The 17,475-nt window shown below is 36.8% G+C and carries 12 protein-coding genes; 3 read left to right on the plus strand and 9 right to left on the minus strand.

Annotated elements, in window-relative coordinates; genetic code table 11:
• Positions 1-1,075 precede the first annotated feature (1,075 nt).
• The 4 genes from BZG02_RS11935 to BZG02_RS11950 all read right to left on the minus strand — a co-directional run bounded on the left by BZG02_RS11935 (position 1,076) and on the right by BZG02_RS11950 (position 7,690).
• Positions 1,076-1,270 carry a DUF1289 domain-containing protein gene (locus BZG02_RS11935; protein WP_101261671.1) on the minus strand — a complete coding sequence of 65 codons (195 nt, stop codon included), beginning with the start codon at positions 1,268-1,270 and terminating at the stop codon, positions 1,076-1,078.
• 430 nt (positions 1,271-1,700) lie between these two features.
• Positions 1,701-4,178, minus strand: coding sequence for a helix-turn-helix domain-containing protein (locus tag BZG02_RS11940; RefSeq protein ID WP_101261672.1), 2,478 nt, complete (start codon positions 4,176-4,178; stop codon positions 1,701-1,703).
• A gap of 141 nt (positions 4,179-4,319) precedes the next feature.
• On the minus strand, positions 4,320-4,964 hold the full coding sequence (locus BZG02_RS11945) for a response regulator (protein WP_101261673.1): 645 nt from the start codon (positions 4,962-4,964) through the stop codon (positions 4,320-4,322).
• A gap of 11 nt (positions 4,965-4,975) precedes the next feature.
• Positions 4,976-7,690 carry a sensor histidine kinase gene (locus BZG02_RS11950; RefSeq protein WP_180335707.1) on the minus strand — a complete coding sequence of 905 codons (2,715 nt, stop codon included), beginning with the start codon at positions 7,688-7,690 and terminating at the stop codon, positions 4,976-4,978.
• A gap of 228 nt (positions 7,691-7,918) precedes the next feature.
• On the opposite strand from BZG02_RS11950, the gene BZG02_RS11955 reads away from it, so the two are divergent.
• On the plus strand, positions 7,919-8,353 hold the full coding sequence (locus BZG02_RS11955) for a DsrE family protein (protein WP_101261675.1): 435 nt from the start codon (positions 7,919-7,921) through the stop codon (positions 8,351-8,353).
• 98 nt (positions 8,354-8,451) lie between these two features.
• On the opposite strand, the gene BZG02_RS11960 is transcribed toward BZG02_RS11955, so the two are convergent.
• The 3 genes from BZG02_RS11960 to BZG02_RS11970 form a co-directional block, all read right to left on the minus strand.
• Entirely contained in the window at positions 8,452-8,892 is a 441-nt protein-coding gene (locus tag BZG02_RS11960; RefSeq protein ID WP_101261676.1) for an RrF2 family transcriptional regulator, read from the minus strand.
• Between the two features lie 18 nt (positions 8,893-8,910).
• Positions 8,911-9,636: an iron-sulfur cluster repair di-iron protein gene (gene ric / locus BZG02_RS11965; RefSeq protein ID WP_101261677.1), complete on the minus strand. Its 726-nt coding sequence runs from the start codon at positions 9,634-9,636 to the stop codon at positions 8,911-8,913.
• 235 nt (positions 9,637-9,871) lie between these two features.
• A complete protein-coding gene (locus BZG02_RS11970; RefSeq protein WP_101261678.1) occupies positions 9,872-11,512 on the minus strand; it encodes a dipeptidyl-peptidase 3 family protein in 1,641 nt (546 codons plus the stop codon).
• 176 nt (positions 11,513-11,688) lie between these two features.
• On the opposite strand from BZG02_RS11970, the gene BZG02_RS11975 reads away from it, so the two are divergent.
• Entirely contained in the window at positions 11,689-12,885 is a 1,197-nt protein-coding gene (locus BZG02_RS11975) for a C1 family peptidase (RefSeq protein WP_101261679.1), read from the plus strand.
• 293 nt (positions 12,886-13,178) lie between these two features.
• Here the strand turns inward: BZG02_RS11975 and BZG02_RS11980 are convergent, their stop codons facing one another.
• A complete protein-coding gene (locus tag BZG02_RS11980) occupies positions 13,179-14,789 on the minus strand; it encodes a SulP family inorganic anion transporter (RefSeq protein ID WP_101261680.1) in 1,611 nt (536 codons plus the stop codon).
• 343 nt (positions 14,790-15,132) lie between these two features.
• Here BZG02_RS11980 and BZG02_RS11985 point away from each other — a divergent pair, with 343 nt between their 5' ends.
• Positions 15,133-15,399 carry a hypothetical protein gene (locus BZG02_RS11985; RefSeq protein ID WP_101261681.1) on the plus strand — a complete coding sequence of 89 codons (267 nt, stop codon included), beginning with the start codon at positions 15,133-15,135 and terminating at the stop codon, positions 15,397-15,399.
• On the opposite strand, the gene dxs is transcribed toward BZG02_RS11985, so the two are convergent.
• Positions 15,396-17,303 (minus strand): 1-deoxy-D-xylulose-5-phosphate synthase, encoded by a 1,908-nt coding sequence (gene dxs, locus BZG02_RS11990; RefSeq protein WP_101261682.1) that lies wholly within the window; start codon positions 17,301-17,303, stop codon positions 15,396-15,398. The two genes, BZG02_RS11985 and dxs, sit on opposite strands and share 4 nt — an antisense overlap.
• Positions 17,304-17,475 lie beyond the last annotated feature (172 nt).

Raw genomic sequence — 17,475 nt, forward strand, 5'->3', positions numbered from 1 at the left:
GAGCAATTTATTTATATCACATTTTTCTGATTGAGCTGAAGCTAAATTTGAAATACATGTCAGTGTCAATAAAATTGTCAATATGCTTAGAATCTTTCTCATCATTTTTATTTGTATGAAGCACAACTTGTTAAATTGTGCACCATAGGTGCACTTATTTTTGCTATATCAGGTAAAAAGGTGCACAATACATGCTTTATTGGTGTGTATTGTGCACCTTTTTGGTTTTCCTCCCCGAATCTACAAAACAATAATCTGTAAACAAAAAAAAAGATCTTGATTATTTCACATAGGTAGTATTACTATAAATATAGAGGATTACATTTCGTCGAGAGCTTATTCGAGCGCCAAAAACGGCATTACATATTGTCGAGAGCTTATTTGAGGGCCAAAAACGGCTTTGCATTTCGTCGAGAGCTTATTGGAGTGCCAAAAATGCCATTACATTTCGTCGAGAGCTTATTGGAGTGCCAAAAACGGCTTTACATTTCGTCGAGAGATTATTCGAGCAACAAAAAGTTAATTTTCAAACCGCGAGAGGTCATTCTAGCACCAAAAATGCCTTTACATATTGTCGAGAGCTTATTTGGGTGCCAAAAACGGCTTTACACATTGTCGAGAGATGATTTTTACGGTCAAATAGGCCTTTACAAATCATCGGGCGATTGTTCGAGCAACAAAAAGTTAATTTTCAAACCGCGAGAGGTCATTCTAGAACCAAAAATGCCTTTACATATTGTCGAGAGTTTATTTGAGTATTAAAGGAGGATATCCATATAGCTAGTCCATATAAATAGCCTATTTTAAAGGTTTTAAAGTCGCCCAGTATTCTTGGATAAAAAAAACATCTCGAAGCTAAGCTGGAGATGTTTCTGAAATAGGATTGTATGCTGAAATTAACGATTACAATTTGTCTAATTTGTATACCTGCAGTAAGTTTTACCATCTTAGTAGTTCTCTTTTGAGGTTTGTAGCAAGAATGTATACTTCAGCAGTCCCAATTACCCACCGGTAGCAAAATGGAGGAACAGTAATAGGGCTTTTAGCAGGTTTTTATTTTTTTTGTTTTTTCTTTTTATCTAAAAAAAGTACCTGTTGCTGTGTCGGGAGCGTTTCTGCGGTCGGCAGCTTTTTTAATCACTTCCTCTTTTTCTTTGTTGGTGTAAAGCGACCAGTTTCCAATTTCTTCGGTTGTTCTCCTGCATCCAAAGCACACGCCATTACTATCTTGTCGGCAAATGCTAATACATGGTGATTTTATATCTTCCATATTCGTTAAATCTATTTATTGTTATTTAATAACTATTGCTTGTTTAATAAACTTGCCATAGCAAAGATTAGAAGTTTTTAGCAAATAGCCCTTGGCTAAAAGCTATTTAAAATAGCAGAAAATATAATATTTGGAATGCAATTCATCCAAAAAGAAAGTAAAATTGCACATGCTATTTAAATTGAATACAAATAAAAACAAAAGAATTTGAAATCACAAGGATATTTTGCAAGCATTATCCTGATAAAGTGAAGTAGAGAATCAGCAAAAGAAAAATCCCGAACTGTGAAGTCCGGGATTTTCTCTAAGCCTAATTTTAACCTAAATCTAATCTAATGAAAAATTTTTATCTTTTGTTCTCTACAAATATAGGCTTTAGGAGTGCTAAAAGGAGTAAACGAAAGTTAATGAATCTTAAAAAAATAGTTATTTACTTACTGTTTGCATTTTTAAGAAAGGCCTGAACATATCGTATCTCGGAATAGGAGTAGTCGCTACCCAAAGCTTGCTTGCATTCATTAAGGCTTTCGATGCCCTCTTTCTCTAATTGTTTTTTAATTTTTTTGCTTTTCTTTTTCTCTACAAATTTGTCGAGGGGCAACATGCCCAAGCCTACGTAATGTGCCAAATGCTTTTCTATGGTACTTACCGTAAGATCGCGAAAAGCGGAAATTTCGCGTACGTTGCGACCTTCTTTATACAAATCGAAACTAATTTTTTTGGTATCCTGTTTGGTGCCCGATTTTGTTCCTTTTTTGGGGCTGGAAGCAGCAAAATCGAACATGCCATTACTGGGACCATGCCGATACTCCGAAACCATTTTAATAATATCCAGGCCGTATCGTTCTATTTTTTTCTTTCCGAAGCCTTTCACTGCTTTAAGTTGATCGGCAGTACCAGGCAGGTTGTTTGCGATATCAACCAAACTTTCCTGCGAGGCAATGTAATAAACCGGAGAATCTATTTTATCTGCCAAATTTTTTCGCCATTGCTTTAGCGTTCTATATAAATTCGGATGTTTTACGTTCTCGTTAAGCACTTCTTTCGGACTTTTTAAGCGGAAAGTCTGCTTTTCGAAATGAGCTTTGGCACGCACTTTTTGGTATTTTCCGGTATCGAAGCCTTTCAAACACGATTTTAAGCTAACTAGTTTCACACTCAAAATTTCGTTCAGGTTTTTTAGCTGTCCTTCAATTGCCTTTTTAACGCCTTGGTTATCGGAATCGAAACTAAAATCTTTCAGAATACTTTGTAAATGAGTCTCCAGTTTTTCTACGAAATAAGCCGAAGCCTTGCTAATTCTTTCCTGCGCTTCGGTATTTTTGTGTAAGTCCTGAATATCGCTGCAATAGCGTTTTAACGAAGGAATAAATTTTTCGCCAACCACCAGCATTTCCGGGCCAAGTAAAGGAAAGGCAGTATTCATTTTATCGGCTAAGTTTCCTTGAATAGTGTTTCTGTTTTCCTGTAAATGTTTGTTGCAGTAGTTGCAAACACGGTAAATTTCATGAAAAGAAAATAGTTCTTCGAGCAGTTGGAATTGATACCTGCGAATAGAGTCTTCGAGATTTTCTTCCCCCGGAGGATTCACTTCCATATGGTGGGTAAACTTCGATACGGCATTGTCGCAAATAATTCCCGATTTACTTAGTGTTGATTTAAGAACCAAACCTTCTAAAGATTTGCATCTGCTTAAGGCCACATACACCTGTCCGTGAGCAAAAGCGGCATTGGCATCAATTATTGCTCTTTCGAAAGTTAATCCTTGGCTTTTATGAATGGTAATTGCCCATGCCATTTTTAGTGGAAATTGCGAAAAAGCACCCGAAATGGTTTCTTCAATCTCTTTACTTTCCTCGTTAATGCTGTAATTAATATTTTGCCAGTCTTCGGGATACACATCAATCTCAAAATCGTCGGTTTCGCATTTCACATGAATAACGTCGGCTCCAAAACCAGTAACGGTACCAATTTTGCCATTAAAATAGAGTTTTTCGGGCGAGCTATCGTTTTTCACGAACATCACCTGTGCTCCTTTTTTCAATTGCAATTGTTCTTCGGTAGGAAAGGAGTACTCCGGAAATATGCCGGTAATATTTGCTTTAAACTGCTCTGTTTTTCCTTTTAGTTGCTTTAGCTTCTCCTCGTTTATTTTTTGTGCCCGTGCGTTGTGCGTGGTTAGGGTAATGTATCCATCCTTATCGGCAGGTTTAAAATCGGGCAAATATCTTTTTTCCAGCTCGGCATACGATGCTTGCGAAAGCTGATTGTTCCTAATTTCGTTTAGTATTTGAATAAAACTCTCGTCCTTTTGGCGATAAACATGTTTTAGCTCAATACTAATGTGTTGCGATTGTAAAAATGCGCGGCTGCTAAAAAAGAATGGTGTTTCGTAATGATTCCGAAGCAAGCTCCATTCCTCATTTTTTACTACCGGAGGCAATTGTTGCAAATCGCCAATCATTAAAACCTGAACACCACCAAAGGGCAGTTTTCTATTTTTAAATTTGCGAAGTACTTCATCAATACCATCCAATAAATCGGCACGAACCATACTTATTTCATCAATAATAAGCAGGTCGAGCGATTTTATAATATCTATTTTTTCTTTTCGGTATTTCCGGATCGGAGAATTGGTTTCGGCTTTGGGATTTTTATCCTCATTCAGAATTTGTCCGGGCAATATCGGACCAAAAGGCAGCTGAAAAAAGGAGTGAATGGTAACACCGCCAGCATTAATAGCTGCTACTCCGGTTGGTGCAACCACAATCATTCGCTTGGGTAGTTCCTCTTTTAACCGACGTAAAAAGGTCGTTTTTCCGGTACCGGCTTTACCCGTTAAAAAAATTGTGGTGTTTGTAAATTGTACAAACTTATGAGCCAGTTCCAGTTGCGAATTACTTTCCATTTTGTAACATCAGTTTTTTAAAAAAATAAAAATACAAAATGTTAACGGTTTACACACCGATATTTAGGGAATACCCACTACTAATTTGTAACCGACAGGTTTCCCTTTCCCTTCAAAAGGCTCATAAATTATGGTTTTTTTTTAATCTACCTCAATAATTTTATTTTTTACGGCATACATAACCAGGGAGGTTGAATTTTTGCAGGCGGTTTTGCTTAGTAAATTAGAGCGATGACGATCAACCGTTCTCTGACTGATAAATAATTCCTCGGCAATTTCGGCATTGCTGTATCCGTCGCAAATTAATTTTAGAACTTCCAGTTCGCGCTGCGATAATTTTACGGTTTCGGTTCTTAATTTGTGCATTCTTTTCTGATCGAGAATATCTACCAAAAGTTCCTGCGAAAAATAACTTTTCCCAGCCATTACAGCTTCCAAAGCGGCAATTAATTCATCGGCATCCGAGTTTTTTAACAGAAAACCTTTCACTCCTGCATCTAACATCTGGTCGTAATATTCCTCTTCACCGTGCATAGAGAGTACGATTACTTTTAGGTCGGGAAATTTTTCGAGAGCTTTTCGGGTGGCTTCAATGCCATTCATTTCGGGCATGTTGATATCCATTAAAACAATATCAATTTGTATATTATCGGCCATTTCCAGAAATTCTACTCCGTTCGAGGCTTCGCCCACAATATTTATATTTGGAACATTGTTTAAGAGAAAACGCAAACCACTTCTAAACATTTTGTGGTCGTCCACAATCATTACCCTGTACTCATTCATGTTTTATTATTTTACAGATTAACCTCTACTACTGCCATCATTCCGCCACGTTTTGGGTGACTGGTTATTTTGTGCGATCCGTTTAAGGATTTTATCCTGCTAAACACATTATACAATCCCATTCCTGTTGATGTTCCGGCATTAATTTCCTTGGCATCAAAACCAATTCCATCATCAATATAGATAAGTGAAACTACATTTTCTTCTCTCGATAAGTTGATTTCTATATTAGTGGCTTGGGCGTGTTTAATGGTATTATTTATTAATTCGCTAACCACCCTAAAAATAACAACTTCTACCTGATGGTTAATGCGCGCCTCCATATTTTCTGCAAAAAAGCGAATGCTGATTGCTTGCGATAAATTAATTTTATTGGTGAAGGAACGGATTGCCTTCTCCAAACCAAAATCATTTAAAATATGCGGACTTAGGTTATTCGAAATCTCTTTAATACTTACCAATGCTTCATTTACTGCATCTACCGAAGCTTTTATAATATCTCCTCTCTCCAATTCCGAATCGAATTTATCTAGCGACGAAAGGTATAGGTTAATGCTCGAAAGCAGTGGTCCAATGGAATCGTGCAAATCGGTCGCAAATCTTTTTCGTTCGCTTTCCTCGGTGTTGATTACTGCATTCAAAATTCTTCGTTCGGTTTCCTGTCGCACACTAATATCATTAATCAAAGATAAAATCAATTTGCTATCTTCTAGTTCAATTAAGCTTAAATGAATTTCAACCGGAAAACTTGTTCCATCTTTTCTTTTCTGCACCGATTCAAACGAAAGGGAAGGGTAGGAAGCATTTAATTTTTTCCAATAGGTTTGCAGTTCCGAATTGCTGTGTCGCGAATCTATCTCACTATAATTTAAGTTTAGAATTTCATTGGTTGAATATCCCAGCCAATTGCAGGCCGCCGAGTTGGCATCTAAAATTCTACCATCGGTATTGTAAATTAAAATTCCATCCGATGCTTGTTCAATTAACGAACGCCACCTTTTTTCCGAGACTCTTAATTTTCGCTCTTCGCTTTTTATTTTTTCTTCGGCTTCTTTACGTTGCGTAATATTAATAAGCGTACCAACAATATTTAAAGGTTTTCCATTTATGTCGTAATCAAGAATTTGACCTTTGGCTTTAAACCACATCCAATCTTTATTTGTGGTAAAAAGTCGAAACTCAACAATAAATAATGCGCTGTATCCTAGTTTATTCTGTCGGTGTTTTTGTTTAATGATAATTAAATCTTCGGGATGAATGATTTTACAAAGAAGCTCTTTTGTATTCGAAATAGTAACCGATTTATAGCCTACTTTATCCCAAATAATTTTACTGATATAGACTTGATCGGTGGCGAAATTATGCTCCCAAACGCCATCCGAATTGGCATCGAGCATTCGAAGCAGTCTGTCGCGACTACTTTTTAATTCCAAATTTGCCTCCTCTAAATTTTCGGTTCGTACCCGAACTAATTCCAAAAGATTGTAGCGGTGATCTTCTAACTCCTTATTTTGTTTGATAATTTGTTCGGTTTGTAGCTCGAGCTTTTCGTTGGCAAATACTACCTCTTTGGTTCTATCGGCTACCCTTCGGTCCAACTCTTCATTTTCTTGCAGTAGCTTCTTTTCATTTTGCTCTCTTTTTAATTTCGAATACCTTAAAATAATTGCAATAATTAAACCGAATAGTACTAGCACAAATAGCGAGGTTCTATATTGGGGAACAATAGGAGGTGGTTGGTGACTAATGAAACTACCTTTTGGCAATTGGTTGGGTAAAATTCCAAATCGTTTCATTTCCTCAAAATCGAATTTAAAACTGTTGTAACCCGACTGAATAATTGGAATTTTATTAATTTCTTTTCCTTGAAGTACCTGAAGAGTAATTTCTGCAGCAAATTCTCCCTCTTTAAAACCACTGGTAAGCATTCCCCCAACAATACCTTCGTTAAAATAAAACTCCCAGCTACTGTAAATAGGAAGTTTTGTTGCTTCGCGGATAATTTCAATATTTTCCTGATAGGAAATAAAATTGCCTTCCTTATCGCGACTAAAATTGATTAAATAAATGATGCTGTTGGGATCTAGGTTTTTAACCTGATCAACGAGTTCATCAATAAGTAAATTCTCAATAAAAACAAGTTCAACGTCGGTTTTTAGCTCGGGCCAAAAAGATTTAATATTGTTTCGGTTTAAAATAGCCGATTGGGTTTGATTGTCGTTAATTACAACTAGTTTTTTAGCATTGGGGTGCAGTCCAAGTGCTACCTCTATGGTTTTTCGAGAGTCTATTTCCTCGGTTACTCCCGACACATGATCAATTCCTTCAATTAATTTATTGGTGAACTGATCGATAGAGCAAAAAACGATAGGAGTGCCTTTAAAGAATTCGGAGTAATAATTTCTTACAAAATCCAAGGCATTGTTATCGGAAACAATAATAGCATCGAATTTATTTTTTAGGTGTTTAAGACCGTACAAATTTGCAAATTCCTTTAGATATTCAGGATTTGAGTTTCGTTTGGTGTCCATGTATTCAAACATCAATTCCACATTGTCTTCACTCCCCAAAACAGACTGTATTCCTTCACTTACATTATCGGTCCAGTTCAATCCCTGATGGTAGGAATGCAAAACAAGTACTTTTTGTTTTCGTGCCGCAGCCTGAAATCCAAATAGGAAAATGAAAAAAGTCAGAAGAAGAGTCTTCCAATGAATGTTACCCATATTACTCATACTCAATTTATACTTCGCCCTTGCAAAATGCTTACATCGGGTCAATTTCAACGAATCGGTAAGATACAAAGGCTAAAGATGATATACTATGCTGTAAAATACTTAATTTATCTGCAAGGCTCAAGAATTATATGTGAATCTCATTAACAGCTTATTAACACAGTTATTATTCAAGAACACTTACATTTAAGATAATATAAAACAATTCAAAAAAATATCATGAGAATTATAAAATTAGTAAGCACTTTTCTAATCATTTTATTTGCCAGCCAATTTGCTAGCGCGAAAAAGCAAGCAGATGAAAAAAATAATGACAAGGAGAAACTAGTTGTTGTGTGGACAAGTGGAGATCCGTATGTTGCCGAACGTGTGGCTTTGATGTACACTCATGCGGCTAAAAAACACGAATGGTTTCAGGATGTTACAATTATTATTTGGGGACCTTCCGCGAAGTTAACTTCAGAAAATCAAAAGATTCAGGAAAAATTAAAAGCAATGGCGGCAGATGGAATCGAAATAAGAGCATGCATTTCATGTGCAAATTCTTACGGGATTGCGGATGAATTAAAAGAACTTGGATTCGATGTTGCAGGAATGGGAAAACCTTTAACTGATTATTTGAAAGATGATTCGATAAGCGTTATAAGTTTTTAAATTTCAGATTTGAAAGATTTTTTTTGATAAACTAAAAACTGATATAAGAAAAGTGGGTGCCAAAATTTGTTGGTTGCCCTCTTTTTTGGGAATAGTTCCTATTTAATAGTTTGTGTTAAAACAGCTTCTCCAGTAAGAATTCTTTTTGCCAGACTTTGAATGCTACGTTCCTTTACCAGAACGGTATAGTTTTTACGCAAGTCCGAGAAATCATCATGCAAAGGGCATTTGTTTTCATGATCGCAACTCTTAAAACCAAAACTGCATTGAGTAAACGATTTTTCGCCATCAATAGCATGTATAATTTTATAAAGAGGAAGATCTTCGTTTTCCTTATCAAAGAAAAATCCGCCATTTCGTCCTTTCAAACTTTTTAACAGATCGAAACGGGTAAGTACCTGTAATATTTTTGCCGTAAAGTGTTCGGGCGATTCTATATTTTTGGCTATTTCCTTAAATCCAGGTCGTTTATCTTTCCAGTTCTGCAATTGGATGTAAACCAATGCACGAATGGCATATTCAGCTGTTTTCGAGAGCATATCTATTTTTTGAAATGCTTAATTATTTGATAGGATGTTTTGTTCTAGCAGAATAGCCTTTGGAAACAGAATGTTGTTTTCCAAATGCACATGGCGATGCAAATCTTTTTCGAAAGCTAGCAGGTTTTCGTAGGTTGCACGATACGTATTACACACTCCTGCAGGGGCTTGGTAAGCCTTACTCAATCTTGATATTTCTTCGAATCTTTCTCCTTCATTTTCATGCTCTTTCGTTAAACAAGTAATTAAGGTTTCGGCAGTAATTTTACAGGTGGAATCGTTTAATTGCTCCCCTTTTTTTAGTTGTGCTAATTTTTCGATAAGTGGAAATAGTTCCGTTTCTTCTTTTTCCAGGTGCTCGCTTAATTGTTCCACAGATATTTTAAAATGCGCATTAATCTTTTCAATTTCGGGATGTTTATTTCCGTGAACTTGTTCTATTTTATCTAAAAATTTGGTAAGAATTGGTATTTGTTGGCGCACGTATGCGTGATGATTCTCTTTAATGTATCGAATTAAATTACAAAGTGGCATTTTATCAAATTCCGGTGTATTTGTTGGGGTTTTAATAACCTCTTCGAGCTTTTGAATAATCTCCTCAGGGTTCAGGGATTTCTTTGCACATGCCTCACCCAAACTCTGTTTTCCACCACAACAAAAATCAATTTGGTAGTCATCGAATATGGTAACAGTTTGAAAATGAATTTTCACGATATCTCCAATACTGGTTTCTTTGCTAATCATTTTTTTAGGAATTAGATGTTAATGGTAAAATAAAGACAAAAAGAGCTTTATATCGCAAAAGTACTAATTTTTAATCACAAAAAGATATAAGGAAGCCAGACCATTAAAATTGTTTACTTAGAGCTGGTTTAAATGCAAGAAGGGAGGCAGAATCTGTAGTGATTCTGCCTCCCTTATTTATTTTTTTGTAGCCGTAAATCGTCTTCCTGCTATTTACTCACTCCAGATATTTCTTTTACAATCCTAAAACTTTAGCGCCTTGTAAAAACACTACATCTTTAGGGATACCGGCATTGTTTACACGGTCTAAATCTTTCTGAAGATCTTCGCGAATAAAGCCTCTTTCGGCAATCATTTGTTGTGCGGCCTCGTAGTTCCCATCGCCTTGAACAATTAGAATTTGTTTTCCCAATTCATTCATGGCAGCTTTCATTTTCTCGAAATCAACTTTGTAAGTTCCGGTTTCAGCATTTCTTGTAAAAGCGCCTTGCTCTTCGAAGAAATAGAAACGAATCATATTTGCTTTTCCATGAGCACTGGAGGCTCCAAAACGTACCGAACGGAAAATACCAGCCATAAAAGTAACGTAGTTGTCCATTAGCTTGTCAGAATCTAGTTCGCCCCATTCAGCCATTTGCGTAATCATGTATAAACCAAGAATGTCTGCTTTTCCTTCTTCAATAGAAGTGTAGGTATCTTTTAAAACTTTACGAACGCTTTCCTGATCTTTTAAAGTGTATTTAATACCTAAACCATGAGCTACTTCGTGAAACATTACATTCTCGAAGAAAGCATCAAAAGTGACGTTTTTGCGTTGGCTTTCGTCCATTAATAAGTCCGAAATTGGAACTAAAATCTTATCGAATTTAGCTTTCATTGCATTTTTCAACTGCAATTTTCTTGATCCTTTTTCAGCATGTACACGAGGATCGTTTGGCAGGTTAATAGCAATATTTTTGCTGCCTGCATTGCAGTCGCCCGCATAGTAAATTACGTCGTAAACATTCATATCTGCATTTGCATTAGCTTTTTCGGCTTTGTAAGCTGCAGGAACTGGTAAACCTTCCTGAAGACGAGGTAGTAAAGCAGCAAATTTTGATAATTTTTCGCTCCAGACTTTATCTTTCACTAAAATCTGTCCTGAATGAGATGCTTTGTATCCGTAAAGAGCATCTTCGTAAGTTTCGATAGGACCAACTACAAAATCAAGTGTATTGGTTTTCATATCCATCCAAGCCAAATCAGAAGCTAGGTAATCATCGGTAAGAAGTGCAGTAGAGCGCAATTCAAGATATTTTTTAAGACCAGCATCTTCGGCTAATTCGGCAGCTTCTAATAACAAACCAGCAGCTTTTTGAATTTGCTCTTTGTAAGCAACATGATAAGGAACTACTTTTAATGCTCCATTTTCATCGCGTTCAATTTTGGTGTACCAATCGGTTTTCATATCACTCTGAATGGCATCAAATTCTTTGGCAGTCATGTCTGCTGGATAAAAGTTGGCACCTTTAGGTTTTGCATCAAATCCTTCAAGGAAAGGCGTGTTATTTGCTAAACGATCCCAAGGGCCATAGTTTATTTTTGAATAGGCAACCGCAGCAGGATCGGTAAGTTTTCCTAAAAATGTGGCTTTGTCGCCAATAGCATCTTTCCAGAATAATTCTTCCATAATGTCTGCAACTTCCATTAAAATAGGAAGCATTTGCTTCTCTTTTTCAGTCAGTTTACTGATGTCGGTTGTTAACTCGAATGTTGCGTATTGATCTACTAATTTTTGAGTTGGCGATTCTTCGGCCTGTTTTACGGGTTTCTCATTACAAGCCACAAAACCTAAGCTCATAGCTAGCAACAAGGCAATTGGTGCGATTTTTTTCATTATTTCTTGGGAATTATTAGTTAGTAATTGTTTATTGATCTACTTACCACAAGTTAAAAATGATTCAATTATTTTTTACATTGCAGTAAATTGATGCAGTTCAAAAATACAGCAAAGAATTGTTTTATCAAGTTTTACCAAGCAATAAATAATCGAAACAAGTTAACAAATTTCAAATGAAGAACAGATTTATACTAACAGCCATTCTTGCAATTGGTCTGTTGCAAAGCTCTTCTGCCCAGAAAAAAGCAGAGCAAAAGAATACCTATCAGTTTACCATCGAAAAGCAGTTACAAGCAACACCAGTAAAAAATCAGTATCGGTCGGGTACTTGCTGGGCGTATGCCAGTATTTCTTTTTTAGAATCGGAATTGTTACGAATGGGAAAACCAGAGTTCGACCTGTCGGAGATGTTTATTGTAAATAGAAACTACCATTTACGGGCTATGGATTATATCCGTTTTCACGGGATGAAAAGTTTTTCGGCTGGTGCCGAAGGTTGGGATGCTTTAAATATTGTGAAGAATTTTGGGATGCTTCCACAAGACGCCTATTCAGGAAATACATTCGACGAAAGCATGCCAGTGCATGGCGAAATGGATGAGGTTTTGAAAGCATACGTGGATGCTGTTGTGAAAAATAAGAACAAGAAGATTTCTCCTGTTTGGAGGAAAGGATTTGATGGGATTTTAGATGCCTATTTAGGAGAGATACCTGAGACTTTTACCTATGGTGGGGCAGAATATACGCCAGAGTCGTTTCGCGATACTATGGGCTTAAATATGGACGATTACCTTACAATTACTTCCTATACACATCATCCGTTTTACGAAAGTTTTATTTTCGAAGGTGCGGATAACTGGTCGTTGGGAGAAGTGTATAACTTGCCAATGGACGAAATGATGCAGGTGGTTGATAATGCTATTGAGAAGGGATACAGTCTTGCTTGGGGAAGTGATGTGAGTGAAGATGGTTTCTCGCATAGAAAAGGAGTTGCTGTTGTTCCCGAAACCGAAACCAAGAGCATGGATAATGCTGAAATTTCGAAATGGGAGAACATGAGTAAGGATGAAAAATCGGTTTATGGTTTAGATTATCCTGTAAAAGAAAAACAGATTACCCAAGAAATGCGCCAGGTAGCTTTCGATAATTACGAATCTACCGAAGATCATTTAATGCACATGGTGGGTACTGCCAAAGACCAAAACGGGAACAAATATTACCTGATTAAAAACTCGTGGGGAACCGATAATAACTCTCATGCAGGATATTTCTATGCATCGAAGGCATTTGTACAGTATAAAACGGTAGGCTTACTATTGCACAAAGATGCTATTCCAGTGGCTATTGCTAAGAAATTAGGATTAAAATAGAATTAGTAGTCGAAATATTATGGGCTTGGATGAAAATTCAGGCCCATTTTTTAGTATTGTCCGAAAGTCGGATGGACTTTTACTTTTCCATTGATGTAAAAGCAAATAAAAATATAAGAGAGAGCACCCGGTGAGCCATCACGGATTAATGGTGAATAAAAGGAATAGTGAAGTTCGTATCTCCCTCCATAGAATTTCTTTTTTTGACTAGAAAAAAAAACACCTCTTCCCATGTAGAAGGAGGTGAAAAAAAAGCAATGAAAACGAATTTTCATCGCTACTATCTTTCGTGCTTACTCAATTTTTACTTGATCCGTAACAACGTAGTATCTCGGATCATCAATATCTCTCAAAATAACGGTTCTAAAATGATCATCAGCACGTTGCAACAAGGAAATACAGTCATCACTTAAATGTTTCAATTTAATGGTTTTTCCTGCATTTTCATATTTTTGAACCAAATTGCTAATTGCTTCGATACCCGAATGGTCGGCAACACGCGATTCAATAAAGTCAATTTCTACCGATTCAGGATCATTTTCCACATCAAATTTGTTGTTGAACGTGGTAATAGAGCCAAAAAATAGGGGACCCCAAATTTCATAAACCTTAGTTCCATCTTCCCGTACCGATTTTCTTGCTCGAATTTTACGGGCATTGTCCCAAGAAAAGGCAAGTGCACTTACAATTACTCCAACTAATACAGCAATTGCCAGATCGAATACCACGGTTAGTCCGGATACAAGAACCAGCACAAAGGCATCGGCTTTTGGTATTTTAAACAAAACGTTAAAGGTAGACCATGCGAAAGTTCCAATTACTACCATAAACATAACACCCACAAGAGCAGCAATTGGCACCATTTCGATATAAGGAGAGGCAAAAAGAATAAATATTAATAAAGTAGATGCAGCAATAATTCCCGAAAGTCTGCCTCGTCCACCCGAATTCACATTAATCAACGATTGGCCAATCATAGCACAACCACCCATTCCACCGAAAAATCCGGTAACGATATTTGCAGCACCCTGAGCCATACATTCGCGGTTTCCATTTCCACGACTGTTGGTAATTTCATCGAGTAAATTTAAGGTCATTAACGATTCTATAAGTCCAATGGCGGCTAAAATACCAGCATAAGGAAGAATAAATGTAACGGTAGTCCAATTTAAAGGTACCATTGCAAATAGTTGACTCTGGAAGCTTGGTAAACCACCTTTTAGTCCAGAACCACCACCATCTCTAATAAATGATCCTACGGTGCTAACATCTAAATTCCCAAAAATTGCTATGGCCGAAACCGCTACAATTGCTGCAAGAGCTGCCGGAACTTTGGTGGTTAGTTTAGGTAAGAAATACATTATTCCCATGGTTAAAAGAACTAAGCCAAGCATGGTGTAAAGTTCTATACCTTGTAACCAAGTGGGTTCACTTCCCGAAATATTTTTAAACATGCCTAGCTGCGAAAGGAAAATCACAATGGCCAAGCCGTTTACAAAACCCATCATTACAGGATGAGGAATTAAACGAACAAATTTACCAAAGCGAAATACTCCAGCCAAAAATTGAATAACACCTGCTAGCACAACAGTTGCAAACAAGTAATTCAATCCCATATTTTCAATTGGGTTAGCCATCGCCATTCCCATATCATTTCCTTCTTTAACAAGGCTAACAAGTACAACAGCCATTGCTCCGGTAGCTCCAGATATCATTCCCGGACGACCACCAAATACAGAAGTAATTAAACCCACCATAAAGGCTGCGTATAGTCCAACTAATGGATCTACTCCAGCTACAAAGGCAAAGGCAACCGCTTCGGGGACCAATGCAAGTGCTACGGTTAAACCGGATAAAATATCATCTTTTGAATTTGCTGCTTTCTTTCTGAAAAAATCTACCATCTGTTCGCTTCGAATTTTAAATAAGTCGGCAAAACTAGGCTTTTAAATTTTAGTAATGAAAGTATTGCGGCACAGAAATTACTTTTATTTGAGCGGAAACGATTTATATGTTGTCTAACATGTTTCTAAAGGCATGATTCTCTGTTCATTTTCAATTTGCGGCATCTTTATTAAAATATAAATAGAGTTCCTTCAGCAGAATATTTTTTTTTTGCTTCTCTTAAATTCCTTAAATTGAGATTAGTAATAGAAAAGGGGAGAAGCTAGTTTCAAATTCTTATTTACCCAGACAAATTGTCGGGGATTGTGCAAAAGATGGATATCGATTATTAATCACTGAGTGATGAAAAGAGTAATTAAGGACTTTAAAAGTGTCGGGACAGAATTAATACAACAATTAATAAAAACTTTTCCCGATGGAATTTATGAAGATGATTTAATAAGTATTACCAAACCTAATGGCGATAAAATAAATGTTGTGGAGTTGCGAACCGAAGATACGATCTATTTAATAAAGATGAATCAGGAGCTTCAAGCTAGAATAGACTCTTTTACAGGTGATTTTGAAGGCTTAGATCCTTACTCGGATGGTTATAGAGAGACTTCTTAAGCTTTGTTGAGCAGTTCAATTACCGATGTAACGATTCCCATTTTGTCGTAACCACATTCGCGGTACAATTCCTGTTGAGTACCTTGTTCTACCCATTTATCGGGTACACCCAGGCGTTTTACATTTGCCCGATAGTTATTGTCATTGATGAATTCAATTACTGCAGAACCTAATCCACCAATAATAGCTCCATCTTCTAAAGTGATAATTTGATTGTGTTTCCCAAGTACCTCATGCAGTATTTCGCTATCAATAGGTTTCAAGTACCTCATATCGTAATGAGCGATGGAATAGCCATCTTTCTCCAATTCTTCAATGGCATCAACAGCCTCTATGCCAATGGCTCCAATCGATAGAATTGCGATATCTTTTCCATCTTTTAATTGTTGTCCTTTTCCAACCGGAAGAATCTTAAAGGCTTGTTTCCAATCAAGAATTCTACCTTTTCCGCGTGGATATCGAATGGAAAAAGGTCCCATATTTTCTTGTTGGGCGGTATACATTAAATTTCTCAACTCAACTGCGTCAAGCGGAGAAGCGATAGTCATGTTTGGAACACATCTAAGAAACGCAAGATCGTAAACACCATGATGAGTTGCGCCATCGGCACCAACTACACCACTACGGTCCAGACAGAACACAACATTTACATTTTGTAAGGCTACATCATGAATTACCTGATCGTAAGCTCTTTGCATGAAGGAGGAGTAGATGGCACAGAAAGGTAATTTACCTTTTGCAGCCAATCCACCAGAGAAGGTAACTGCGTGTTGTTCTGCAATTCCAACATCAAATGCTCTGTCTGGCATTTTTTCCATCATAATATTTAGAGAACTACCCGTTGGCATTGCGGGAGTAATTCCAACAATTTTATCATTCATTTCGGCTAGCTCTACCAAAGTATTTCCAAAAACCTCTTGGAATTTTGGGGCTTGCGGACTTTTCGACTCGCTTTGTAAAATTTCGCCAGTCTCCTTATTAAATAATCCTGGAGCATGCCAGTAGGTTTGGTCTAGTTCTGCTTGTTTAAAGCCTTTTCCTTTTTGGGTAATAACATGTAGTAATTTTGGACCTGGAATTTTGTGCAAATCGCTCAAAACCTTTACCAAATGATTTACATCATGACCATCAATGGGACCAAAATATCTGAAGTTAAAAGCCTCAAAAATATTACTTTGTTTTAGCAGAATGGTTTTGATTCCCTGTTCAACTTTCTGAAATATTTTACGAGTATTTGGATTTAATCGGTTTAATTTTCCCAAAAATCTCCAAACATCGGTTTTTACTTTATTATAGGTTTGCGATGTAGTGATATCTAGCAGATAGTTGTTTAAGCCACCCACATTTGGATCGATGGCCATGTTGTTATCGTTCAAAATCACCAATAAATCAGCATTGTTGTTGGCTGCGTTGTTTAATCCCTCAAAAGCCAAACCAGCAGTCATCGATCCATCTCCAATTACAGCAACGGTTTTCCGATCAAGTTCATTGTTTAAATGAGCGGCCGTTGCCATTCCCAGCGCGGCAGATATCGAGGTAGAAGAGTGCCCCACAGTAAACGCATCGTATTCGCTTTCGTTTCTATTGGGAAAACCACTTATTCCTTTGTATTTCCGGTTGGTATGAAAAACTTCTTTTCTTCCGGTAAGAATTTTATGTCCGTATGCCTGGTGTCCAACATCCCAAATAAGGTTATCGTAGGGAGTATTAAGTACATAGTGGAGTGCAACGGTAAGTTCTACCACTCCTAAACTGGCACCAAAATGACCGGGATTACAGGAAACTTCTTCAATAATTTCTTGGCGTAATTCCTCACAAACCTGAATAAGGTCGTCTTCAGATACCTTTTTCAGATCGGATGGAAAATTGATTTTATCTAAAAATTTTTTTTCAGATTTAGCCATGTACGAAATCCCCCCTTTTAATCGTTTTACAGAATAAGAATTTGTTTATCAATTCACTTACAAAATGATGATAAATAAACAGAATATTCTGGCAGAAAGTTATGCACGAAGATAGTAATAAAAACGAAAGTATTCTTTCATTTAGTTGTGAGGATACCGTGCCAGATTCTTA

Origin of the sequence: Labilibaculum filiforme (assembly GCF_002843315.1) — a bacterium.
In the GTDB taxonomy this organism is placed as follows: Bacteria; Bacteroidota; Bacteroidia; order Bacteroidales; family Marinifilaceae; genus Labilibaculum; species Labilibaculum filiforme.

Excerpts from the sequence above, each read along its gene's own strand:
- BZG02_RS11935 (WP_101261671.1), bottom strand. The coding sequence starts at position 1,270 with ATGGAAGATATAAAATCACCATGTATTAGCATTTGCCGACAAGATAGT.
- BZG02_RS11940 (WP_101261672.1), bottom strand. The coding sequence starts at position 4,178 with ATGGAAAGTAATTCGCAACTGGAACTGGCTCATAAGTTTGTACAATTT.
- BZG02_RS11945 (WP_101261673.1), bottom strand. The coding sequence starts at position 4,964 with ATGAATGAGTACAGGGTAATGATTGTGGACGACCACAAAATGTTTAGA.
- BZG02_RS11950 (WP_180335707.1), bottom strand. The coding sequence starts at position 7,690 with ATGGGTAACATTCATTGGAAGACTCTTCTTCTGACTTTTTTCATTTTC.
- BZG02_RS11955 (WP_101261675.1), top strand. The coding sequence starts at position 7,919 with ATGAGAATTATAAAATTAGTAAGCACTTTTCTAATCATTTTATTTGCC.
- BZG02_RS11960 (WP_101261676.1), bottom strand. The coding sequence starts at position 8,892 with ATGCTCTCGAAAACAGCTGAATATGCCATTCGTGCATTGGTTTACATC.
- ric (WP_101261677.1), bottom strand. The coding sequence starts at position 9,636 with ATGATTAGCAAAGAAACCAGTATTGGAGATATCGTGAAAATTCATTTT.
- BZG02_RS11970 (WP_101261678.1), bottom strand. The coding sequence starts at position 11,512 with ATGAAAAAAATCGCACCAATTGCCTTGTTGCTAGCTATGAGCTTAGGT.
- BZG02_RS11975 (WP_101261679.1), top strand. The coding sequence starts at position 11,689 with ATGAAGAACAGATTTATACTAACAGCCATTCTTGCAATTGGTCTGTTG.
- BZG02_RS11980 (WP_101261680.1), bottom strand. The coding sequence starts at position 14,789 with ATGGTAGATTTTTTCAGAAAGAAAGCAGCAAATTCAAAAGATGATATT.
- BZG02_RS11985 (WP_101261681.1), top strand. The coding sequence starts at position 15,133 with ATGAAAAGAGTAATTAAGGACTTTAAAAGTGTCGGGACAGAATTAATA.
- dxs (WP_101261682.1), bottom strand. The coding sequence starts at position 17,303 with ATGGCTAAATCTGAAAAAAAATTTTTAGATAAAATCAATTTTCCATCC.